Source organism: Bacillus sp. FSL R5-0286 (genome assembly GCF_038593245.1).
Classification (GTDB): domain Bacteria; phylum Bacillota; class Bacilli; order Bacillales; family Bacillaceae; genus Bacillus; species Bacillus altitudinis.
Genome location: NZ_CP151977.1, coordinates 2,525,237 through 2,548,138, shown reverse-complemented (window position 1 = coordinate 2,548,138; position 22,902 = coordinate 2,525,237). Strand labels below are relative to the sequence as shown.

The window sequence follows — 22,902 nt, the reverse complement described above, 5'->3', positions numbered from 1 at the left end:
ATGGATTTTTTGTCAAATGCTTGGGTTATTAGCTTTGTTACAACGGTAATAAGCTCATTTTTTATTAATTCAGTTGTGTACTTTTTCAGAAGAAAATACTACAAGAAAAGAATTGCAAATGCAAACATGGAGTTAATTAGAACAGTTAAAAATTTTGTATCAGAGGGGCAAATTCCATCTGTCTTACTTATAGAATCTCTAAGTCAAGCTTATTCAGAATCTAACAGCGTCAAGAGATCAGAAATGAATAATGTAGATCAAGTTATAAATCATTTGCTAAAAGATATTTTTGAGACAAATTTCATATCAGTTCAACAAAAATCTAATATAGCAAAACAGTTAATGGATCTGAAAGAAAATTTACTAGGTGACAAAGTTGATAACAATGAAAAAGCAATGGGTATCCCTGCTAAATTAAATTTGTATTTCAGTGCGGGTGTCTTTATTTATTTCTGTACATTTGGATTTTATTCTTTGAATGAGTCCTGGGATATATTTAAATTTTATCCTCAGCAAACAATTATGGCTATTTTGTTAAGTGTTTCTATAATTACTTGTTTTATAAGTGCTTGGTTTATTTTAGATTTGTCTCTTGGTAAACTATTCAAAAAAAAATCAACATAAGTCCAAGACGGAGAGGCTGCGGACACTGATCAACACCTTTTAAGGGTGCTGGTTGGTGTCCGTTTTTTATTGGAAAGGAGCGGCACCATGAAAAAAGAAAAGCCCAAAAAGAACACGCAGAAGCTCACTTACAGAGATTTAAGAGAGCTGATGGGGCAAAATATGCAAGTTTTAAAAAGAGCTTTAAAGCCGGGCCATGCGGAGAAAATAAAGGGGGAATTATCATGAATCAAACAATTTTAGACATTCCGCAGATCGACGAGGAAAACTAAAGCAAAGATGGAAAGAATGCTAGAAAAGTCTAAAATGTTAAGGCTTCAAAACGCCAGAGGACTTTCTCCCGAAAATCACAATAACTTACACGATTAGGCTGCCGAGATTTTCCAATCAGTTCCACTCATCCACAGAAGAAGCAGCTCTTAAAAAAATGGATTGGGAAATCGAGCGTGAACAATTCATGAAACGGATTCAGCGTGCAATTAATCGCCTTACGCAAAAAGAGCGCCGCATCTTAGTAATGCTATATGCAGGATGAAGAAATGTTTGATTACGAGATTTATGCTAAAATGGGTCTCAGCCAAAGGAATTACTATCGTTTTAAAAATAAAGCATACTACCGACTGGCCTTTGCACTTAGAGAAGAAGTGTATGAGCAGGGGAATAAATCATGAATTTTGTACAACCAATCAGGGACCTTGATCAGATCCATTATATCAAGAAGTATTTAGGTGAGAGAAACAAACGAAACCTGCTGCTTTTTGTGGCCGGAATCAATTTAGGTTTGCGCATATCCGATCTGCTGCAATTGAGAGTGAAAGATGTAAGAAAGCAATATGTGTCGCTAAGAGAACAAAAAACAGGTAAAGAGAAAAGAATCAAAATAAACAAGACGCTTCGAAAAGCGATAGATCAATATATCAAAGACAAGATGATCAAGAGTATCTTTTTAAGAGTAGAGAAGGACTCAACAAACCTATCAGCCGTAGCATTGCATACAATATTTTGAGAGAAGCGGTGGAGTATGTGGGGCTTTATAGTATAGGAACTCACACTCTAAGAAAGACTTTTGGCTATTGGCATTATAAAAAATTTAAAGACGTGGCTCTGCTACAGGAATTTTTAAATCACTCAACACCTGATGTTACATTGCGATATATAGGGATCACACAAGATACAATGGATAAAACTATGGACAGTTTTGGCTTATAATATTTAGACTTCTTAAAAGGTTAAAATTAATAAAATATTCGTCGATATAAAATATAAAAATTCAGGAGTGTTTTTGTTGGACGAATGGAAATATCACTTATATCAACCTGAACCAGTTTCAGAATGGCTAAACGAAGCAATAATAGTGATAGATACTAATGTTTTGTTAGCAGCTTATCAATGGAGAGAAATCACAGTTAATGAAGTACTTCAAGTGTTAGAAGGAATTAAAAAAGAGGGTCGGCTTAGAATCCCTTTACAAGTAATAAAGGAATTTTCAGAAAATAGACCGAAACAAATTAAACAAAGAATGAATGATATTGATTTAATAATTTCCAAACACCAAGCTGATACAAAACCAATTATAGAACGTCTGCCTATGTTACAGACCAAAGATAATTCAACGTTAGCGGTCGAAACTCTTAGAAAAAATTATAACGAGGCTCTGAAAAAATATAAAGATGAACTTGTAGCGCTTAGGAATCAATTAAAAAGGCTATTTATAAAAGATCCATTTTTGGATAAAGTAATCAAAATAAGTGAGGAATCAGTTATTTCATCTGATAAAAAAATAGATGACTTGTTACAAGAAGCGAGTCAACGTTTCAAGGATAAGATACCTCCTGGTTATAAAGATAGCACTAAAGAGTCAAATAGTGCAGGTGATTTTTTAATATGGTCAACGATTTTAGAAATAGACAATGATGTTGTTTTTGTAAGCGGGGATATAAAAGAAGATTGGGTTTATTCGGAGAAGAATGGTAGATCTATTGTTGCGAGACGTGAACTAACCCAAGAATTTTTTAAGAAAAATGGAAAGAGATTTGCTCATATCACACCAAGGGAATTGGTAGATTATATTAACCCTTCTGTAAGTGACACAATTAAAGAGGATTTAGAGAAATTTAAAATTTCAGTAAGAGATTCAACTTATAGTGAATTTTGCGAATTGTATAGTAGGATACAAGAGAAATTAGTTCAACTTTGTGAAGGATATGATATTGGCTATGATAGAAATTTTGAATTTGAATATATACAACAGAAACTGTTTAGGCATAAAATAATTTCTCAAGAGGTTTGTGAGAAGATAGATATGATAACGAATATAATAGATACGGAATATCAACTTCACGATTCAAGTGTTTATGAGGTTGCGTATAAACTCGCAAGAGAAGCTAGTGATGAGCTAGATTTAGGACTTGAATTATTAAAATTAATAACGTAGAAAAAATGAACATTATAAAAGAATAATCAAAATGATACTCACCTGTTTGATTGAAGGTGGGTAATTTTTTTATTTTTTTAATCAGTTTGTCAAAATGAGAAAATGTCCAACTCACTTAAAGGAAATAGCTGTAAAGCAAGAGGGACAAAGGATTCAGCGATTCTCTTAGTTAGACACAATAATAGATATGGTGAATTGGTGGATAATGTGGATATGTTATACTTTACAAAAAAAGGGGTGATTAAATATTTTATACGGTGTATGGATTGATCTTGATAAAATGGAGCCACGCAAATATCACTGTTCCCACTGTGATGCCACAGTTGCTCCAGATGTAGGTTATTCTTGTGAGCTAGATAGCGGTATTGATGGGGTTCAGCTTGGAAAGATTTATATATGTCCTAATTGCAACAGACCTACTTACTTTGAATTGAAAAATGGTTGGATTCAAATCCCTTCACCACGATATGGAAATCATATGGAGCATCTTCCAAAAGAAATTGAACAAGTCTACATAGAGATAAGAGATTGTATGTCTCATAAATTGTATACGGCGGGAGTACTATTAGCTAGAAAGCTATTAATGAATATAGCTGTTGATTCAGGTGCAAAAGAAGGGGAAGGTTTTGTGGTCTATGTGGATTATCTTCAGAATGAAGGTATTATTCCTAAAAATGGTAAGAGTTGGGTCGATGCCATTAGAAAAGCAGGTAATATTGCAACGCATAAAATTCCATCTATAGATCAAAAATTAGCAGAAGAAATTGTAACATTTTTAGAATTTTTATTAAGGATTACATATGAAATGCCTGGTAAAATGGCAAAAACCTGATTTCGGCATATTTTTGGCATGATCTTGGCAAAGCATATTGTCTGAGAACGGTTATGATGGTATTAATGATAAATTGAGAGCGGCTTCCATTTAGGAAGTCGTTTATTTTTTGCCAACGGTGTTATTTGGTTATTTTTTGCCGATATAAAGGTAGGAGGTGATTGTTTGAATTTTGAAGCAAAATACTTAATACGATGGGGCATACCTAGTTGGATGTTAATATTTTGGATAATAACTTTTTTTGTCTCAACTTACTATAATGAAACCCTTTCAAAATTTAATTTTTTGGATTTAGGAAAATTAGTAGGTGTATTTATTCTTTAGGAGTGTTTGGTGTAGCAATAGGCTATATAATTCATCAAATATGTTTTGCGGTAAACTGTATTACGAATAAAACACGTATATTTGAAAATGCTCTCAAAGAGGTAGATGATTTTCCTAAACCATAAAATTGGGGGGATAATAGCAATAAGGATTATTTTTATTTTGAATACATATGGCATAGGAACCTATTAGAACTGAAGGAAGAAAAACGCACCTATATTGTTGGAAGATATAGATATCTACTATCAACTGTCCACGGGCTAGGAACTATTTTTGTAAGTCACTTAATTTCTTTTTTATTTACATTATTGCTTGCTATTTATAAATATGGAATATCTTCGATTCCGCTTCGGATTGATTTTTTAGTAGCGTTGCAGATAGTGATCATACTTGTTGTATTGGTGTATTTTAATTATTATTCTGCAAATCTAAACTACATCCAAGGGAATTTGTTGAATACAATGTTAAATAAAGAATTCTAAGATTCCCAAAAGTTTTATCTTTTTCTTTAAAACTGGGAGTGTTTCGTGAAAGAGGAGATATCAATAATGATTTATGACATGACAAATTATAATAATACAATTAACTCTCTATCAACATTTTTAAATGTTTCCGAGAATAATATTTTAGATTTTATTTCAAGAAATAGAAATGCAGATGTTATAGACTTTCTGAAAGAGTTTAAGATTCAAGATAATCAATTATTAGAAAAAAATATTGAATTGGTGAGCTTACATAGTACTGCCAGTATTGATAATTGCTAATCAATTAAGGAAAAAGGAATTATTAATTTACAAGAAGTTGTTACACAAGAAACACCATTAAAGAAATATTTAGAAAATAAAAATATCCAAATTAATACTAAAGAAAAATACATTTTATTTAAGGGAGACAAAATTGATATAAGTAAAAGAAATGACAGTTATTCTTTTAATGAAGAAGAAAAGTTTAAAAACGGAGTAATACATAAATTGTATAGTGACTTTCAGATTAATGGATGTTTAACTTATGATGATGTCCTTACATATGATGGGTATACAAGAGACAGACCTGAGATACTTTTTAACTTAGCAAAACTCTTTAAAGATGAAAAAATTGAAAAAGATTGGAATGATAATAACGAATATCGACATTATATTATAAAGTTTAAGCTACCCTTGGATTACTACCAATATTGGACTTTTCAGGTTGAAGATGAGGATAGTGATTATGGAATTACTAAAGAAAATTATAATTACTTATCTAATATTGAAAAAGAAATTAAATTAAAGAAGTGGGTAATTCAAAAGTCAATTGCAAATTTAGAATATGGATTATCAGAACTATACTCGTATGTAAAGCCTGATATTAAAATTGACAACAATAATATATTGGAAATTATGACAGAGAAGGACTTCATGTTTAACTATGATATTGACAACAATAATTAAATACTTTTTATAAAACACTTGGTTTCTCAAGTGTTTTTTTATTAAATTTTAATTTAGGAGAGTCGATGATGCCACCTAATATAGTGCGAGGATGCAGAGAGTTAACAAAGGATGGTTATTGTCCTGCTCATGCTTATGGTAAGCAGCAGGAAGCGAAGTATTACGACAAACATGTTCGAGATAAACAATCAACAAGTTTTTATAAATCAAGAGAATGGAAACAGACAAGACAACTTGTTCTAATGAGAGACAATTACCTTTGTCAGAGCTGTTTAAAATAAGATCGTGTCGTACCTGCTGATATGGTTCATCACATAGTGGAACTAGATTTAAACGAACGCCTAACTTAAACAACCTTGAAAGCATGTGTATATCACGATGGGTCACAATAGTAAACTGAAAAGCCCTTCCATAATAATGAAGGGACTTTTTTGTTATTTAACACGATCGATGTTAGTATCTACTTCCGAGATCCATTTTTTTGTTGTGGTTGTTTTGTATTTGCCATTAACATATATTTTTGTGGTTGCTTGGTATTCAGCTTTAGTATACTTCTTAAGCCATCTATACTTTTGTACTGCTTTTAATTTTATTTCACCTTTTGCCGAGACATAACCAGATACCATCCCAGCAAACGCAGCAGCTGCAGCAGGTCCAAGCTGTAAAGTTGCAGTTAAGTATCTTGTAATATGAAACATCCCATAGGTGGCAGCTGATGCAACTACATAAGAAGGTATAGTGTAATTAGATGAGAATTGTCCGTCCCATTTTGCTCGAGCTTCCAATTCATTGTTTAATAAGTTCTCATTAGTAACATATAGGGAAGGTTCATAGTTTATTTGATTTTTAGAAATCACTTCATTCTGCTGCGCCAATAAAGGAGTGCTGCTGACAGAAAGCATTAACACCAAAGACAAACTAACAAGAAACAAAGATCTAAAGATTTTCATCAACCTTCTTTCTGTAAAAAATGTAATTTATTTCATTATAATCAAAAAAGTGTTTTAATTCCAACTTTTATGTAATAAAATGTATATGATTTAAACAAAGGGGTGAGATGGCGGTGAAGCATTTTTTAACGGCAATCGTAGTAGCTATCATTGTGGGGATCATTGTTTATGTTGCAGATAATCGTTTAGGTATGTTTCCGTTGATGCTAATTTTAGCGGTTGCGATCTATATCGTAAGCAGGATTAGTGAATCATTGATAAAAAAATACTCCAAAGAAAATAGTTAATTACACAGCCCCTCCCACTGGAAGGGCGTTTTTAATGAACCTTCATTTTTTCTTCTCTTTATCTCATTCTAATACAACATTAATTAAGACAAGCTTCTTAACAGCCTTACGAATCTCCTGCTCAGTCACCGCAGAGATTAATGTTAAATAGAAAGAACATTCTTTCTCTAACTTAAAAAATTAAGGTGTATAGTAGAAGGAGAATATGAAATGAGTAAGGAGGAATTCTGGGGTGTACAAAATCAAATCAGTGATTGACAAGGGGAGCAGTTCTTTGGCTACAGAGTTGATACTGGAAAAGGGTATTTTATAGAAGAGCATGCTTTGAGATTTATACTTTCCGAACATGATTACATATATGATGCACTTGAAGAGAAATTTGAGAAATGTTATGAGGATACAAGAAGCTAGTTAGTCACGCGCTTTCAGGAGAAAGCTGATTTAGAGATCTTTTCTATTGGTTTTGGGGACAGTGTGTATCCAAGCTTTGGAGGCTGGATGAAAACGGGGAACCTGCTTGTCTTGTGACGGATTTTTTAATAATGGACTGATGAGAAACCCATGAATCATGGGTTTTTTTGATGGAGGAATACAAAAATATGAATTGATTAATTGATTCTAATGCGGAAGTCTGATTTTAGAAATTTATAGGCGCATTGGGGAAACAGTAAGTAAATAAGTAATAAATATATATAAGTAACAAAAACATGAAAAAAATAAATAACTATCCGATATTTGTTATGTAAACAAATTGAAGGAGTGGTTATCTTGAAAAAATGGCTTTTTATTTTCGTTTTGTTGTTGTCAGCATTATGTTATCCATTACAATCGATAAAAGCGGAAAATACAGATACTCTTGAATGGAAAGAACGGGCGGAGTTGCCAGATGCAAGAGTAGGAGCTGTAAGTGAAGTATATGATGGGAAAATCTATGTAATAGGTGGAACGGGTCCAAGTAAGGCATATTCTAATACTACTTTTGTATATGATCCGAAGTTAGATAAATGGTCAGAAAAAGCTGGTATGAAGACAGGCCGCATGGGTGCTGCCAGTGTAATTGTTGATGATCGTATATATGTAATGGGGGGAGAACAGAACAAGGATTAACAAATAGCGTAGAAGTTTATAATATCAAAATGGATACTTGGGAAGATTCAGTAGAGCTCCCGTTTGAAAGAAAGGTATCTGCTTACAATTTATATGCAGGTGCCATTGATGGGAAGATCTATGTAGTTGGATACGATAGTGCATTAAAGGCAGATAGGTACAACAATACCTTTAGTTATGATTTGAAAACAAAAGAATGGACCAAAAAGAAAAAATTTAATTTTGAAGCTACTTCGGGAAATGCAGTGGTTGTGAAGAATAAGCTTTACATTTTATCTGGATCAGAGGTCTTAGTAAAAGGAATTTATGAATATGATCCTATAGTAGATCAATGGAGGGGAGTTAGTAGTGGTGGAGCTATTGCACCCTATTATTCTGCAGTCATGTATGAAAATTATATTATAAGAACGGGTGGAGTTTCTAGAGTTACACTCTATGATTTAGAAACTAAGACATCAAAAACTATACCTAACACTTCTGCACCTTATCGAATGGGACATGTATCCGCACTTGTTAATGATACGCTCTATGTAATTGGAGGAGTTGAACAAAGTTCAAGTGCCCCAACTAACGCTAGAGCAAATTTCAAATCTAATTTATCTATCTCATTAAAGAGTCTTAAAAACACTGAAACTGAACCACCTGGCGACAAAGACCCAGAACCAACCACACCACCAAAAGACGATACAACAGATGAAGACGGCGATGCTCTCCTCATCATCACAATGGTCAATGGTTTGCAAAAAGAGTATGACCTCTCCATGAAAGAAGTCAATGCTTTCCTATCCTGGTACAAAAAGCGTGATGCCGGAGAAGGACCAGGGTTTTATGAAATTGATGAGCATGACAACAACAAAGGTCCTTTTGAAAGTAAAAAGGACTATGTGGTATTCAACAACATTCTCATGTTCGAGGTCAATAAATATAAGAAGTAATTGATATAAAAGCCATCTAGTCAAACTAGGTGGCTTTTACGTTTGTTCGACAGTTTTCGGCAATTTTAAGGCAAATTTAAGCTTCCATTTCATTTCAATTACATTAAATCTTTGTTACAATAAGACAGCTTTGCCTGAAGACACGTTCATACTTTGGACATCTTTTTTTCATCAATTCTTAAAATTTTTATGTTTTGATATGAAACTCTTTTGATGATCCATGCGTCTTTATAAGTGTCAAAAGAAAAGAGGTTATCAATATGCTATTCAAAAAGCTATCAGAAAATAAGTCTGTAAAATGGATAGGATATACAAGCTTTTACTTACTTATTTTGCTATTATTGTTCTTTATTTACGGATTCCATACAGCAAATACGGGATCATTCATTTACAACGATTTTTAATTGGAGATTAAACTATGAAACTATTACACACGATTCATGAATACCAACAAACGAAACCGACACAGCCAGCATTTGTTTCTCAACATGCTTCGATCACATATGATGAGCTTTGGCGTCTATCAGACCAAATGGCTGGTGCGATCGATGCTGTCGCAACTGACAGTGCACCTGTCATTGTATACGGTCATATGGAGCCAGAGATGCTGATTTCTTTCTTAGGTACTGTGAAATCAGGCAGACCTTATATTCCGGTCGACATCTCAATACCTGTCGAGCGCATCGTCTCAATCATTGAAAGCTCAAAAGCAAGTCTATTGATATGTGCAAATGAGCAGAATGTATTAGATGTAGAAGAACACATTGAAGTGAAGAGTGCGGCATCGCTTTTAGCACTTGAAAAAGAAGCACCGCCATCCACGCAGTGGGTTCAACAAGATGATGTTTTCTACATTATTTATACGTCTGGCAGTACCGGGAAACCGAAAGGCGTTCAGGTAACAGCCAGCAATTTAGAAAGCTTTACAGGATGGATGTGCCGCGATTTCCCAATTGGTGAGGGGCGCACGTTCTTAAATCAAGCACCATTTTCTTTTGACTTATCAGTGATGGATTTGTATCCAGCGCTTCAATCAGGCGGCACGCTTTACTGTTTAGTGAAAGATCTTGTGAATAAGCCGAAGGATATGTTTGCAGCACTTGGTCAATCTGACGTTGAAGTGTGGACATCAACACCTTCTTTTGTGCAAATGTGCTTAATGGATCCTTCCTTTACAGGGGAGCTTTTACCAGAGTTGAAAGTTTTCTTGTTCTGCGGAGAGGCACTTCCTGTATCTGTAGCAAGTGCGCTTCTTGAGCGTTTTCCTAAGGCGCAGGTCTTTAATACGTATGGTCCAACTGAAGCAACTGTTGCGATTACATCGATTGAAGTCACGCAGGAGATTCTTGATCAGCACGATTCTTTACCAGTGGGTTATGCCAAACCGGATACAGATATCGTCATTTTAGATGAAGAAGGCAAGACACTCCCTGATGGGGAAAAAGGGGAAATTGTCATCGTGGGGCCAAGCGTCACGAGAGGCTATTTAGGTGAACAAACTTTAACGGATAAAGTGTTCTTTGAATACGAAGGACGCCCTGCTTACCGCACAGGTGACGCAGGTGTGGCGCAGGATGGTTTGATTACGTGCCACGGTCGTCTGGACTATCAAATTAAGCTACATGGATACCGGATGGAGCTTGAAGAAATTGAATATCATGTGAGCGAGACAACGTATGTCAATGCTTGTGTGATTGTGCCATTCCAGCCAAACGGGCATGTGGAGTACTTGATTGCAGCCATTGTTCCAGCAGCGCATTCCTTTGAAAAAGAATATCAGCTGACAAGTGCGATTAAGAAAGAAATGGCGGATTCACTTCCTGCGTACATGATTCCAAGAAAGTTTGACTACCTTGAGCAGCTGTACATGACGCCAAACGGGAAGGTTGACCGTAAAAGAATCGCGAAAGAGGTTCTTCTATGATTCCGTTTAGTTCATTCTTTTTCTTCATTCTAATTGGTATTCTTCTTTTGCCGACGATGATTCTTGGTCTTCGCGGCAAAAGAATGCAGGGCTACAACATGTTTGCAACGGTTGTGGCACTCGCGCTTATTTTCTCAAAGGATGCACATGGCGCTTTGTTGCTGTTCTTGTTTACAGTGTGGCAAGTCTTGATCATCCGCCTATACCTTGCGTACCGGCTGAAGGCGAACCGTGCGTCTGTCTTCTATATGGCAGTGGTGGCATCGATTTTGCCGCTTGTGCTATCAAAGATTTTACCGTTCTTTTTAACTCATCATCCGCATCAACCGCCGCCAATGAACTGGCTGAGCTTTTTGGGGATCTCGTACTTAACATTTAAAGGTGTTCAGTTAATTATCGAGACAAGAGACGGCTTGATTAAAAAGAAAATCCCGATTCACCGTTTGGTCTATTTCATCGTCTTTTTCCCGACGATTTCATCAGGTCCAATCGATCGTTATCGCCGGTTTGAAAAGGATATGGATACACCGCCTGAAAAAGAAGCGTACAGTGACCTTCTATATGCAGGGATTCATAAAATTTTTATTGGGTTCTTATATAAGTTCATTATTGGTTATCTCATTCACACATATATTCTCATGAATATTCATCACATTAGTAGCAGTCACTTTGTTCAACAGTTAACGTATATGTATGCGTACAGTATGTATTTGTTCTTTGACTTTGCTGGATATACAGCATTTGCTGTAGGTGTGAGTTATATCATGGGCATTAAATCACCAGAAAACTTTAATAAACCGTTTATCAGCCGGAATATTAAAGACTTCTGGAATCGCTGGCACATGTCGCTGTCCTTTTGGTTCAGAGATTATGTGTTTATGAGATTTGTGTTCTTTATGACAAAGAAGAAGTGGATCAAGAACCGAATGGCTGTATCAAATATTGGGTACTTTGTCCTCTTTCTATTGATGGGTGCTTGGCATGGTCTCGCCCTTCAATACATTATTTACGGACTATACCATGCAGTTGTGATGTCCGGTTACAATTTATTTGAGAAGTGGAATAAAAAGCACAAGTGGTGGCCGGATAATAAGGTCACAATGGTAGTGTCGATCATTATTACATTCCATGTGATTTGTTTCGGATTTTATATTTTTTCAGGAAAACCATTTCATCATTAATAATTAAGGGAGTAGAAAATTATGGAATTTAAAAATCAAGTATACGGTATTATTGCAGAGGTTTGTCAGGACGACGTTGTGAAAGAAAATCCAGAGATTGCAATTTTTGACGAAGGTCTTCTAGATTCATTTGGTACAGTAGAACTACTTATGGCAATTGAAAGTCAACTTGGAATTACTGTTCCGATTACAGAGTTTGATCGTGATGTGTGGGATACACCGAATCACATTGCTGAGCAGCTGGCAGAGATGAAGTAATGAAAAAGCGTTTTTTTGGGCCGCTTATTTTAGCGGCTGTTCTATTCATTGGTGTTCTTCTTGTACCAAATGCATGGCTCTCACATCTGATCCCAAAAGACAAATTACAAAAGTCAGCCACAGAATTAGATCCAGGGATGTTCCAAGGGCTTTATTTACAAGATGAAATGCTAAAAGATCCAACTTATTTGCCGATCTATGGATCTTCTGAACTATCCCGTTTTGATCCATATCACCCTTCGAATTTCTTTCATGAAAATCCTCAAGGGTTTACACCTTATCTTGTTGGAAAAGGTGGATCGCAATCATTAATTCATGCCATGAACTTTGCAGCGCATATGGATGAATTAAAAGGGAAAAAGCTTGTGTTTATCGTGTCCCCGCAGTGGTTTGTCAAAGGGGGATCAGACGAGAATCACTTTGCTCCTAACTATTCAGCGCTTCAGGCGCTTGATCTTGCTTATAATAAAGAAATTGATCCAGCTGTGAAAAAAAAGCTCATCAAAAGGATCATGAAGTTTAAGGCAGTAAAGAACGACATGGTCATCACAGAGCTTTTTAAAGCAGAGCTTTCTGGGAACAAATTCGCTTATGGCGCGATTTCTCCTATTGCAAAAATGTATTATGGCATGCTTCAAAAGAAAGACATGTACTATACGATCGGGTCTGGGCATGAGCGCAAGCATCGTCCGTCTCCTTCAGTGAAAGGGAAAACATGGACTGAGCTTGAAAAAGAAGCGAGTGTCCTAGGATCTGAAAAAGCAGGGGACAACCCGTTTTATATTGATCAGAGACTGTTTGATCGTAAGCTGAAGCCGATCATGAAAAAGATGAAGGATTCTCGTCGTGACAATTCTTATGCAGCATCACCTGAATATAAAGATTTCCAGATCATGCTGGATATTTTAAAACAGGCAGGGGCGAAGCCTTTATTCGTGACGATTCCTGTCAACGGAAAATGGTATGATTACACTGGTTTTCCGAAAGAGGGACGTACAGATTATTATCAAAAAATCAATCGTCAAATTCGAGATAACGGGTATGAAGTCGCAGATTTGACTTCGCATGAGTATGACCCATATTTCTTTAAGGATACGATTCATGTGTCGTATAAAGGATGGGTATACATCGATAAGGCGATTGAAAAGTTTTACAAAGAGCAGTAGGTTGCAGCAGCTTTCTGCTGCTTTTTGTTTGTCGAATGAGTGGATTTCTTGTATAAATAAGGTGGAAGGGCTATGCTGAATATGGAGGCGATACGATGAATCGTTCTGAGAAAAAAGAACTATTAAAGCGTTCAAAGAAGCATTTTAATGATCATGCCTTTTGGGAAAAGTTAAAAAAGACGGCACAAAAAGCTGGAGTTTCTCTTGTCTATGCTGTGTTATTACTTTATTATACATTGCAAAAACCCGAAGTACCGGTTAAAGCGAAAACCCTCATCATTGGGGCGCTAGGGTACTTTATCCTTCCGATTGACCTGATCCCTGATACATTGGTGGGGATCGGCTACACAGATGATCTAGGCGCCATCACATTTGCTCTGCTTCAAGTCGCAATGTACATTGATGACGATGTCAAAGGAAAAGCAAAAGACAGGCTGGGAAAATGGTTCGGTGAAAAAAGCGATACGTCTTTCATTGATCAAAAGCTTGAAGATGGCGGTATGCCGTCTGCTTAAAGAAAAGCCTCCTAAACGGAGGCTTCAGCGTGTAGACAAACCCTCGCATTCTTTGTCAGTCCTGCGCTCCGGTGCTCGTTCTTCCTAGACTTCAAGGGTTTTCAACTACGCTGAAAAAAAGACAAAGGGCTAAAATAAAGTTCATTTTAGCCCTTTGTCAACAATCTATAGCCTCCTAAACGGAGGTTTTTTTCATTATCCTAAAAATTTCACGCAAACCGGATGCGGAACGGTGATGTCTGATTGTAAGACAGTGAGTCGACCGGTTTCTTTGTCACGTTTGTATAACACAAGATTACTAGATTCTTGGTTTGAGCCGACGAGAAATTCTTCTGTTGGATCAAGGACAAAGTCTCTAGGCCAATTTCCTTCAGATGAAGCAATGTCGACAAGGCTTAGTTTGCCATCATGATCTGCTTTGAAAATGGCAATGCTGTCATGTCCACGATTTCCTGCATACACAAAGTGACCGTCAGAAGACACATGAATGGCGCTGCCTTGATTATTCTCTGTGAAGTCATTAGGAATGGTTGCGATCGTTTGGATCTCTTCGAAATGACCATCTTCAAAGTAACGAAGTACAATGACCTCTGAGCTGAGCTCTGTCATGACATAGGCCACAGGTTTCGTTGGGTGGAATGTGATATGACGAGGGCCGCTGCCTGGTTTTGTTTCAAATGTATGGGCAAGCTCAAGTTTGCCGTTTTCTTTCTTATACGTATAAATTCCGTCTGTGCCAAGGTCAACAGCTACTGCAAATTGTTCATCAGGTGTCAAACCCATAAAGTGAGTGTGCGGTTTTTCTTGACGGTCTTCGTTTGGTCCAGTGCCTTCATGCTGTGCCTGTGACAGCGTGCGGATCACTGAGCCGTTTTCAGCATCAATTTCGTACATCTCTGCTGTTCCTTTATGATAGTTTGCTGTAAACGCCGTTTTCGTTTGGCTGTCCACGCTGACGTGACAAGGAGAAGCCCCATCGGCAAGCTCTTGGTTGATGAAACGAAGTGCGCCGGTGTCGGCATCAATTTGATACGCAGCAAGACCGCCCTGTGCTCCTTCTTTCACAACAGCATACACAAACTTTTGAGAATCTGAGACAGTTAAATATGTAGGATTTTCAAGTTCTGCAGCCACTTCTACTTGTTCAATCTGCTGCTTGTCCGTATTTAAAGTAAAAGAATAGATTCCTTTGCTGTCTCCCTTTGTATACGTTCCGATATAACCTCTGATGTTAGCCATGTATTGCCCTCCTTCTATTAGATGCTCTCATTCTATCACAAATTCATAGGAAAACGCTTTAGAAAGGCATGCTGAAGGAAAAAACAAACGCAATGAAATCTCACAATATTCTTCGAAAACCGTGTGAAAAAATATTACAAAAGCTTGTTCAAAAGAAAACCGTTCATGTAGAGTAAATAAATTGAAGAAAAAATACAAAAAATTTTAAGTTTTTTCATTCCTTGTCTAGCAAAGGTGTAAGCGTATACATTTTATTTTGATTAGTCTAAATTGTCTAATAATTTTAAAAATGCTGTTGACACTGTATGGAAAGCGGCGTAAGATGGGTTCAACAAAAGCAAACAGACACGCAGAGTAAGCGTGAGACACTTCAATATAAAGTGTCTGAAAATTCAACTACTTTTTGTTTGAAAGAGAGGGTGCTCACTGAAGATGGAAGACCAAAAGGAACAGTGGATCTTTTTAAACGATGAACTCGTGAAAAAAGAGGATGCGAAAATTTCAGTTTATGATCATGGCTTCTTATATGGTGACGGTGTGTTCGAAGGAATACGTGTATATAACGGAAATATCTTTCGAATGAAAGAACATTTAGACCGCCTGTATGATTCCGCTAGATCCATTATGCTGAACATTCCATATTCACTTGAGGAGCTCACTGAAAAAATGATTCATACAGTTGAAAGGAACGGCCTAAAAGATGCCTATATCCGCCTTGTTGTCTCAAGAGGAGCCGGTGATCTTGGCTTAGATCCAAACAACTGTGGGAGAGCCAACACAGTGATCATTGTAGAGCCGCTGGCCATCTTTCCAAAGCACCTATATGAAACAGGTATTGATATTGTGACAGTACCAACGAGGCGAAATCGTCCTGACGTACTAAGTCCAAAAGTGAAATCATTAAACTATTTGAATAACATCCTTGTCCGAATCGAAGCCCATATGGCCGGTGTGAGTGAAGCGCTGATGCTGAACGATCAAGGGTACGTGGCAGAAGGTTCTGCAGACAATGTGTTTATTTATAAAAAAGGTAAGCTCTATACACCGCCAGGTTATATCGGCGCTCTTGAAGGCATCACAAGAAATGCCATCATGGAAATCGCAGAAGACTTAGGCTACGAAGTGAAAGAAGAACCTTTCACAAGACATGATGTGTATACAGCTGAAGAAGTCTTCCTGACAGGAACCGCTGCCGAAGTCATCGCTGTTGTAAAAGTTGACGGCCGTATCATTGGCGAAGGAAAACCAGGGTTCCACACAAACAAACTTCTTGAACAATTCCGCAAGCGAGTCGTTGAAGAAGGAGAAAAAGTAGTCTTTACCGATGAAAACATTCACGCAAGCTAAATAGATATCGATAAACGTTGAAGAGGACTAGTAGCTTTAGAGTCAGTATCTACAGAGAGCCGGTGCTAGCTGGAAACCGGTGTTACTTTCTAAAGTGAACTCACCTCTGAGTGTCTGCCTGAAATGATAGTAGGGCAGACCGAGTGACATTGCATCACTCGTTACCAAAATGGATGAAAGATGTCCATGAGACGGCAGCATGATTTGCCGTGAACAAGGGTGGTACCGCGAAAAACAAAGCTTTTTCGCCCCTTTGACCTAGTGAAAAGTAGTGTCATTGTGGGGTGAGAAGGCTTTTTTATATGGTCTCATATCTCTATCTTGAATGGAAAAGGGTGAAAGGACTTGACTGAAGCAAGACAAAGAGGAGGAAATCAAATGGGGACAAATGTACAAATGGAGACGGAAAAATCAAATGCACCACAAACGATGAACGGTGCACTCATGTTAATTGAAGCACTCAAAAGAGAAAAAGTAGAAGTCATTTTTGGTTATCCTGGCGGAGCTGTTTTACCGATCTACGATAAAATTTACGATTCTGGTTTATTTCATGTCCTGCCAAGACATGAGCAAGGAGCGATTCACGCAGCGGAGGGATACGCAAGAGTATCTGGTAAACCAGGTGTTGTTATTGCCACATCAGGACCGGGGGCAACAAACCTAGTCACAGGAATTGCGGATGCGATGATTGATTCACTACCTATGGTTATCTTCACTGGACAGGTGGCAACCTCAGTCATTGGATCAGATGCTTTCCAAGAAGCAGATGTACTTGGTATCACAATGCCAATCACAAAACACAGCTATCAAGTGAGACGCCCAGAAGAGTTACCGGGTGTCATTAAAGAGGCATTTCACATCGCAACAACCGGCAGACCTGGTCCAGTCTTGATTGATATTCCAAAAGATGTCGCTGGCATTGAAGGGACATTTGAATACGATCAGCCAATCGATTTGCCAGGTTATCAGCCGAAAATTGAGCCGAATTATTTGCAAATTCGCAAGTTAGTAGAAGCTGTAAGCAGAGCAAAGAAACCAGTTATTCTTGCAGGAGCTGGCGTTCTTCACGGCAAAGCGTCGGAAGAATTAAGGCAATATGTAGAGCAGCAACAAATCCCTGTCGCTCATACATTGCTTGGGCTTGGTGGATTCCCGGCAAAGCATCCTCTTTTCCTAGGAATGGCGGGTATGCACGGCACATATGCAGCGAACATGGCACTACATCAATGTGACTTACTCATTTCAATCGGAGCGAGATTTGATGACAGGGTAACCGGCAACCTCAATCATTTTGCAAAGCATGCGAAGGTGGCTCACATTGACATCGACCCAGCGGAAATTGGTAAAAACATTCACACCCATATCCCAGTTGTTGGTGACAGTAAGCTAGTGCTTCAAGAACTGATCAAGCAGGACGGGAAACAAGGTGAATCAGACGAGTGGAAGAGCCAGCTAAATCAGTGGAAGGAAGAATATCCACTCTGGTATGTCGAAAACGAAGCTGAAGGCTTTAAGCCTCAAAAGCTGATCGAATACATTCATCAATTTACAAAAGGTGAAGCCATTGTGGCAACTGATGTCGGACAGCACCAAATGTGGGCTGCACAGTTCTATCCATTCGAAAATGCCGATAAATGGGTGACATCTGGTGGGCTTGGCACAATGGGATTTGGTTTACCGGCAGCGATTGGCGCGCAGCTAGCTGATCAAGAGGCAACGGTTGTAGCGATTTTAGGAGACGGAGGTTTCCAAATGACCCTGCAAGAACTTGCCGTTATCCGTGAGCTGAACCTTCCAGTGAAAGTGATTGTTCTCAATAATCACAGTCTTGGAATGGTAAGACAATGGCAAGAAATTTTTTACGAAGAACGCTACTCGCATTCTAAATTTTCAGAGCAGCCAGACTTCGTGAAATTATCTGAAGCTTATGGCATTAAAGGGATCAGAATCTCATCAGACGAAGAGGCGCAAGAAAAGCTAGAAGAAGCATTAACGTCTAGAGAGCCTGTTTTCATCGATGTCAATGTAGCGAGAGATGAGAAAGTATTCCCGATGGTAGCACCGGGGAAAGGACTTCATGAGATGGTGGGGGTGAAACCTTGAAAAGAATTATTGTGTTGACTGTATTAAATCGATCAGGTGTACTGAACAGAATCACAGGCCTTTTTACCAAAAGACACTACAACATTGAAAGCATTACGGTCGGCCATTCTGAGATTCAAGATGTATCACGCATCACGTTCGTCGTCCATGTAGACCAGGAGAAAGACATCGAACAGCTGACAAAACAGCTGAACAAACAAATCGATGTCCTCAAAGTAACGGATATTACAAACCAATCAATCGTTCAGCGAGAGCTGGCTTTGATAAAAGTCGTATCTGCACCAGCATCTAGAATGGAGATCACGGGGGTCATTGAACCTTTTAGGGCTTCTATTGTAGATGTGAGCAGAGAAAGTGTCGTCATTCAGGTGACAGGTGAGTCTTCAAAAATTGAAGCACTCATTGAATTACTTAAGCCATACGGCATTAAAGAAGTCGCCAGAACTGGCACCACGGCCTTTGCGAGAGATAATCAGCAAAAGCCGCAAACAAATAAAACAATTTCAATTGTCTAAACAAAAGGAGAGAGTCAAATGGTAAAAGTATATTATAACGGTGATATTCAAGAAAACGTATTAAACGGTCAAAAGGTAGCTATCATTGGTTACGGATCACAAGGTCATGCACATGCATTGAACTTAAAAGAGAGCGGCGTAGATGTCATTGTCGGCGTAAGAAAAGGCGGATCTTATACAAAAGCACAAGAAGACGGTCATCAAGTATTCACAGTAAAAGAAGCAGCAGCACAAGCAGATGTCGTCATGGTATTACTTCCAGATGAGCAGCAAAAGAAAGTATATGATGAAGAAATCAAAGATCAATTAGAAGCAGGGAATTCACTTGTATTCGCACACGGATTCAACGTTCACTTCCATCAAATTGTTCCGCCAAGTGACGTAGATGTGTATCTTGTGGCTCCAAAAGGTCCAGGACATCTTGTAAGAAGAACATATGAGCAAGGCGCTGGTGTACCTGCACTATTTGCTATCTATCAAGATGTATCAGGTCAAGCGAAAGACAAAGCACTTGCTTATGCAAAAGCAATCGGCGGAGCAAGAGCGGGTGTTCTTGAAACAACATTTAAAGAAGAAACAGAAACGGATCTATTCGGTGAGCAGGCAGTTCTTTGTGGAGGTCTTACTTCATTAGTAAAAGCAGGTTTTGAAACATTAACAGAAGCTGGTTATCAGCCGGAGCTTGCATACTTCGAGTGTCTGCATGAACTGAAATTGATCGTTGACCTTATGTATGAAGAAGGATTAGAAGGTATGAGATATTCCATCTCTGATACAGCGCAGTGGGGTGACTTCGTATCAGGACCACGCGTTGTGGATGCAAAAGTAAAAGAATCAATGAAAGCAGTCTTGACTGACATCCAAAACGGAACATTCGCGAAAGAATGGATTGTTGAAAACCAAGTGAATCGTCCACGTTTCAATGCGATCAATGCAAATGAAAATGAGCACCAAATTGAAATCGTCGGAAGAAAGCTTCGTGAAATGATGCCTTTCGTTAAACAAGGAAAGAAAAAGGAAGCGGTGAGCGTCGGTGCGAAAAATTAATTTTTTTGACACAACACTTCGAGATGGAGAGCAATCACCAGGAGTGAACTTAAATGCACAAGAAAAGCTAATCATTGCAAAGCAGCTTGAGCGCCTTGGGGTTAATATCATTGAAGCGGGTTTTCCCGCTTCATCCCGAGGGGATTTCTTAGGCGTACAAGAAATTGCAAGAACGATTAAGAACTGTTCAGTTGCAGGACTTGCACGATGTGTGAAAGGTGACATTGATGCTGCATGGGACGCATTAAAAGATGGAGCTCAACCAAGAATACACGTCTTTATTGCGACTTCTGACATTCACCTCAAGCATAAACTAAAGAAAACACGTGAAGAAGTGGTTGAACAAGCTGTTTCAATGGTGAAATACGCGAAAGAGCGCTTCCCAGTTGTTCAGTGGTCAGCAGAAGATGCATGCCGGACAGATCTTTCTTTCCTAGCAGAAATTGTAGAAAAAGTGATCGACGCAGGCGCAAGTGTTATTAACTTGCCTGACACTGTTGGATACCTAGCACCAAAAGAGTACGGAAATATCTTTAAATATATGAAGGAACACGTTCCAAATATCGATCAAGTCATCTTGTCAGCACACTGTCATGATGATTTAGGAATGGCTGTAGCGAACTCACTTGCTGCCATTGAAAATGGAGCAGATCAAATTGAAACAGCTGTCAACGGTATTGGAGAGCGCGCAGGAAATGCTGCTTTAGAAGAAATTGCAGTTGCCCTTCATATTCGCAAAGACTTTTACCAAGTCGAATCAACCATTCAGTTGAATGAAATTAAGCGCACAAGTGATGTAGTGAGCAAATACTCAGGTATGATTGTACCGCGTAATAAAGCAGTCGTTGGAAACAATGCATTTGCCCATGAATCAGGTATTCACCAAGATGGATTCCTCAAAGAAAAAACAACCTATGAAATTATCTCTCCAGAGCTTGTAGGCGTCACAACAGATGTGCTTGTCCTTGGTAAACACTCCGGAAGACACGCGTTTAAAGACCGCTTAAAAACACTCGGCTTTAAATTGACTGAAGAAGAAATCAATAAGTTCTTCGAAACGTTTAAGAACTTAACAGAGAAGAAGAAAGAAATCACAGATGATGATTTGATCTCTATTATATTAGAAGAAAAAGTAGCAGATCGTAAAATTGGCTATGAATTTGAAAGTCTTCAAGTTCACTATGGGACAGAGCAAATGCCGACAGCAACAGTCTCTCTTAAAAATCAAGAAACGCAGGAAGTCATTCAAGAAGCAGCTACAGGTGCAGGCAGTGTAGAAGCTGTGTACAACACGCTTGAGCGCTGTATGGAGGAAAGAATTCATTTGCTAGATTATCGTATTCAATCCAATGGAAAAGGCAGAGACGCACTAGCGGAAGTATATGTCACTGTTTCAATAGAAGGAAAAGAAACAGCAGGACGCGGTGTAGCGCAAGATGTGCTGGAAGCATCGGCTAAAGCTTACGTCAATGCAGTGAATAGACATTTAATCTTTAAATCAAACCTAATAGAAATTGAGAAACATCACGCCATCTCATAAGAAAGGAGGAAGGGACTCATGAAAAAGAAAATTGCACTTTTGCCCGGCGATGGAATCGGACCGGAAGTCGTCACATCAGCCGTCGCTGTCCTGAAAGAGACAGCGGCTCAATTTCAACACGAATTTGAATTTGAAACAGCTCTCATTGGCGGTATAGCGATAGATGAAAAAAACAATCCGCTCCCTAAAGAAACAGTAGAAGTGTGCAAAAGCGCAGATGCGATTTTATTAGGAGCCGTTGGCGGACCAAAGTGGGATCAAAACCCGCCAGAACTTCGCCCAGAAAAAGGCTTGCTCTCCATTCGCAAGCAGCTGGACTTATTTGCGAACATCCGCCCTGTCAAAGTATTTGATAGCTTGAGTGAGGCTTCACCGTTAAAACAAGATCACATTAACGGAGTAGATTTCGTCATCGTTCGTGAATTAACTGGAGGCCTCTACTTTGGCGAACCAAGTGAGCGCTACACGGATGATGAAGGAAAAGAAGCTGCGGTTGATACACTTCTTTATACAAAGGAAGAGATTGTTCGTGTATTAAAAGAAGCGTTCGACATGGCGTTAACGAGACGGAAAAAAGTAACGTCTGTGGATAAAGCGAATGTTCTCGCTTCGAGTAAACTATGGCGGGATGCGGTAGAAGAAGTTGCATCCCAGTATCCAGATGTCGCATATGAGCACATGCTCGTCGATAATGCCGCGATGCAGCTGATTTATAAGCCCGCTCAATTTGATGTCATCGTGACAGAGAATATGTTTGGTGACATTTTAAGTGACGAAGCATCTATGATTACTGGCTCACTCGGCATGCTGCCATCTGCTAGTTTATCAAGCACCGGCCTTCATTTATATGAGCCTATTCATGGTTCAGCACCCGATATTGCGGGGCAAAATGTCGCAAACCCTCTGGCTACTATATTGTCAGCAGCCAGCTTGCTTAGAACATCCTTTGCTCTAGAAGAAGAAGCGGCTGCAATTGAAGCAGCTGTGGAAGCCGTTCTTGCCTCTGGCAAACGAACAAAGGACCTAGCATCAAAAGAGGGAACGTATGAAACGACTGATGATATCACGAAAGCCGTTGTAGATGCACTCAAACAACGGGCGAAAACCATTGTATAAATAGAAATCTTGTTGAATTAGGTAGAGG

At 38.4% G+C, this 22,902-nt stretch carries 23 protein-coding genes, 3 pseudogenes and 1 other annotated feature; of the genes and pseudogenes, 24 read left to right on the top strand and 2 right to left on the bottom strand.

What is annotated here, in order from left to right:
• From NST24_RS13115 to NST24_RS13075, 9 genes and pseudogenes are all read left to right on the top strand, one after another.
• On the top strand, nt 1–624 hold the full coding sequence (locus NST24_RS13115) for a hypothetical protein (RefSeq protein ID WP_113747111.1): 624 nt from the start codon (nt 1–3) through the stop codon (nt 622–624).
• Nucleotides 625–711: 87 nt separating this feature from the next.
• Nucleotides 712–852, top strand: a complete 141-nt coding sequence (locus tag NST24_RS13110; protein ID WP_342461874.1) for a hypothetical protein — start codon at nt 712–714, stop codon at nt 850–852.
• Nucleotides 849–1,295, top strand: a pseudogene (locus NST24_RS13105) (ArpU family phage packaging/lysis transcriptional regulator). Before NST24_RS13110 ends, NST24_RS13105 begins: the two are co-directional and overlap by 4 nt.
• Nucleotides 1,292–1,833 (top strand): annotated as a pseudogene (locus tag NST24_RS13100) (site-specific integrase). Before NST24_RS13105 ends, NST24_RS13100 begins: the two co-directional pseudogenes overlap by 4 nt.
• A 76-nt stretch (nt 1,834–1,909) precedes the next feature.
• Nucleotides 1,910–3,058, top strand: a complete 1,149-nt coding sequence (locus NST24_RS13095) for a PIN-like domain-containing protein (RefSeq protein WP_342461873.1) — start codon at nt 1,910–1,912, stop codon at nt 3,056–3,058.
• A gap of 280 nt (nt 3,059–3,338) precedes the next feature.
• Nucleotides 3,339–3,890 carry a DUF4145 domain-containing protein gene (locus NST24_RS13090; RefSeq protein WP_342461872.1) on the top strand — a complete coding sequence of 184 codons (552 nt, stop codon included), beginning with the start codon at nt 3,339–3,341 and terminating at the stop codon, nt 3,888–3,890.
• 872 nt (nt 3,891–4,762) lie between these two features.
• Nucleotides 4,763–4,978, top strand: coding sequence for a hypothetical protein (locus tag NST24_RS13085; protein ID WP_342461871.1), 216 nt, complete (start codon nt 4,763–4,765; stop codon nt 4,976–4,978).
• A gap of 207 nt (nt 4,979–5,185) precedes the next feature.
• A complete protein-coding gene (locus tag NST24_RS13080) occupies nt 5,186–5,644 on the top strand; it encodes a hypothetical protein (RefSeq protein WP_342461870.1) in 459 nt (152 codons plus the stop codon).
• Nucleotides 5,645–5,712: 68 nt separating this feature from the next.
• A pseudogene (locus tag NST24_RS13075) lies at nt 5,713–5,988 on the top strand (HNH endonuclease); the annotation flags it as partial.
• A gap of 90 nt (nt 5,989–6,078) precedes the next feature.
• Here the strand turns inward: NST24_RS13075 and NST24_RS13070 are convergent.
• Nucleotides 6,079–6,594 carry a hypothetical protein gene (locus tag NST24_RS13070; protein ID WP_046527223.1) on the bottom strand — a complete coding sequence of 172 codons (516 nt, stop codon included), beginning with the start codon at nt 6,592–6,594 and terminating at the stop codon, nt 6,079–6,081.
• 107 nt (nt 6,595–6,701) lie between these two features.
• Between NST24_RS13070 and NST24_RS13065 the strand changes: the two genes are divergently transcribed.
• The 9 genes from NST24_RS13065 to NST24_RS13025 all read left to right on the top strand — a co-directional run bounded on the left by NST24_RS13065 (nt 6,702) and on the right by NST24_RS13025 (nt 13,967).
• Nucleotides 6,702–6,881, top strand: coding sequence for a hypothetical protein (locus NST24_RS13065; protein WP_017358156.1), 180 nt, complete (start codon nt 6,702–6,704; stop codon nt 6,879–6,881).
• Nucleotides 6,882–7,649: 768 nt separating this feature from the next.
• Nucleotides 7,650–7,988: a kelch repeat-containing protein gene (locus NST24_RS13060; RefSeq protein ID WP_342461869.1), complete on the top strand. Its 339-nt coding sequence runs from the start codon at nt 7,650–7,652 to the stop codon at nt 7,986–7,988.
• A 29-nt stretch (nt 7,989–8,017) separates the two neighbouring features.
• A complete protein-coding gene (locus NST24_RS13055) occupies nt 8,018–8,923 on the top strand; it encodes a DUF1668 domain-containing protein (RefSeq protein WP_342461868.1) in 906 nt (301 codons plus the stop codon).
• Nucleotides 8,924–9,177: 254 nt separating this feature from the next.
• Nucleotides 9,178–9,327: a teichoic acid D-Ala incorporation-associated protein DltX gene (locus NST24_RS13050; protein WP_024427820.1), complete on the top strand. Its 150-nt coding sequence runs from the start codon at nt 9,178–9,180 to the stop codon at nt 9,325–9,327.
• Nucleotides 9,328–9,341: 14 nt separating this feature from the next.
• Nucleotides 9,342–10,847 (top strand): D-alanine--poly(phosphoribitol) ligase subunit DltA, encoded by a 1,506-nt coding sequence (dltA, locus tag NST24_RS13045; RefSeq protein ID WP_342461867.1) that lies wholly within the window; start codon nt 9,342–9,344, stop codon nt 10,845–10,847.
• On the top strand, nt 10,844–12,028 hold the full coding sequence (gene dltB, locus NST24_RS13040; protein ID WP_041506773.1) for a D-alanyl-lipoteichoic acid biosynthesis protein DltB: 1,185 nt from the start codon (nt 10,844–10,846) through the stop codon (nt 12,026–12,028). Before dltA ends, dltB begins: the two co-directional genes overlap by 4 nt.
• 21 nt (nt 12,029–12,049) lie before the next feature.
• Nucleotides 12,050–12,286: a D-alanine--poly(phosphoribitol) ligase subunit 2 gene (gene dltC, locus NST24_RS13035; RefSeq protein WP_003216498.1), complete on the top strand. Its 237-nt coding sequence runs from the start codon at nt 12,050–12,052 to the stop codon at nt 12,284–12,286.
• Nucleotides 12,286–13,452 carry a D-alanyl-lipoteichoic acid biosynthesis protein DltD gene (gene dltD / locus NST24_RS13030; protein WP_144679859.1) on the top strand — a complete coding sequence of 389 codons (1,167 nt, stop codon included), beginning with the start codon at nt 12,286–12,288 and terminating at the stop codon, nt 13,450–13,452. The genes dltC and dltD overlap by 1 nt, the downstream gene beginning before the upstream one ends.
• Nucleotides 13,453–13,547: 95 nt before the next feature.
• Nucleotides 13,548–13,967, top strand: a complete 420-nt coding sequence (locus NST24_RS13025; protein WP_008342863.1) for a YkvA family protein — start codon at nt 13,548–13,550, stop codon at nt 13,965–13,967.
• 195 nt (nt 13,968–14,162) lie between these two features.
• On the opposite strand, the gene NST24_RS13020 is transcribed toward NST24_RS13025, so the two are convergent.
• A complete protein-coding gene (locus tag NST24_RS13020) occupies nt 14,163–15,206 on the bottom strand; it encodes a lactonase family protein (protein ID WP_024718416.1) in 1,044 nt (347 codons plus the stop codon).
• Nucleotides 15,207–15,638: 432 nt separating this feature from the next.
• Between NST24_RS13020 and ilvE the strand changes: the two genes are divergently transcribed.
• The 6 genes from ilvE to leuB all read left to right on the top strand — a co-directional run bounded on the left by ilvE (nt 15,639) and on the right by leuB (nt 22,874).
• The gene (gene ilvE, locus NST24_RS13015; protein ID WP_008342856.1) at nt 15,639–16,553 is read left to right on the top strand and encodes a branched-chain-amino-acid transaminase; all 915 of its coding nucleotides are present in this window, start codon (nt 15,639–15,641) and stop codon (nt 16,551–16,553) included.
• Nucleotides 16,554–16,561: 8 nt separating this feature from the next.
• Nucleotides 16,562–16,809 (top strand) — a binding site (T-box leader).
• A gap of 122 nt (nt 16,810–16,931) precedes the next feature.
• Nucleotides 16,932–18,656, top strand: coding sequence for an acetolactate synthase large subunit (ilvB, locus tag NST24_RS13010; RefSeq protein ID WP_008342854.1), 1,725 nt, complete (start codon nt 16,932–16,934; stop codon nt 18,654–18,656).
• Nucleotides 18,653–19,171 (top strand): acetolactate synthase small subunit, encoded by a 519-nt coding sequence (ilvN, locus tag NST24_RS13005; protein ID WP_007501584.1) that lies wholly within the window; start codon nt 18,653–18,655, stop codon nt 19,169–19,171. The genes ilvB and ilvN overlap by 4 nt, the downstream gene beginning before the upstream one ends.
• A gap of 18 nt (nt 19,172–19,189) precedes the next feature.
• Nucleotides 19,190–20,218, top strand: coding sequence for a ketol-acid reductoisomerase (ilvC, locus tag NST24_RS13000; RefSeq protein WP_007501581.1), 1,029 nt, complete (start codon nt 19,190–19,192; stop codon nt 20,216–20,218).
• Nucleotides 20,205–21,758 carry a 2-isopropylmalate synthase gene (locus tag NST24_RS12995; protein ID WP_008342850.1) on the top strand — a complete coding sequence of 518 codons (1,554 nt, stop codon included), beginning with the start codon at nt 20,205–20,207 and terminating at the stop codon, nt 21,756–21,758. Before ilvC ends, NST24_RS12995 begins: the two co-directional genes overlap by 14 nt.
• Before the next feature lie 18 nt (nt 21,759–21,776).
• Nucleotides 21,777–22,874 (top strand): 3-isopropylmalate dehydrogenase, encoded by a 1,098-nt coding sequence (leuB, locus tag NST24_RS12990; protein WP_342461866.1) that lies wholly within the window; start codon nt 21,777–21,779, stop codon nt 22,872–22,874.
• Nucleotides 22,875–22,902 lie beyond the last annotated feature (28 nt).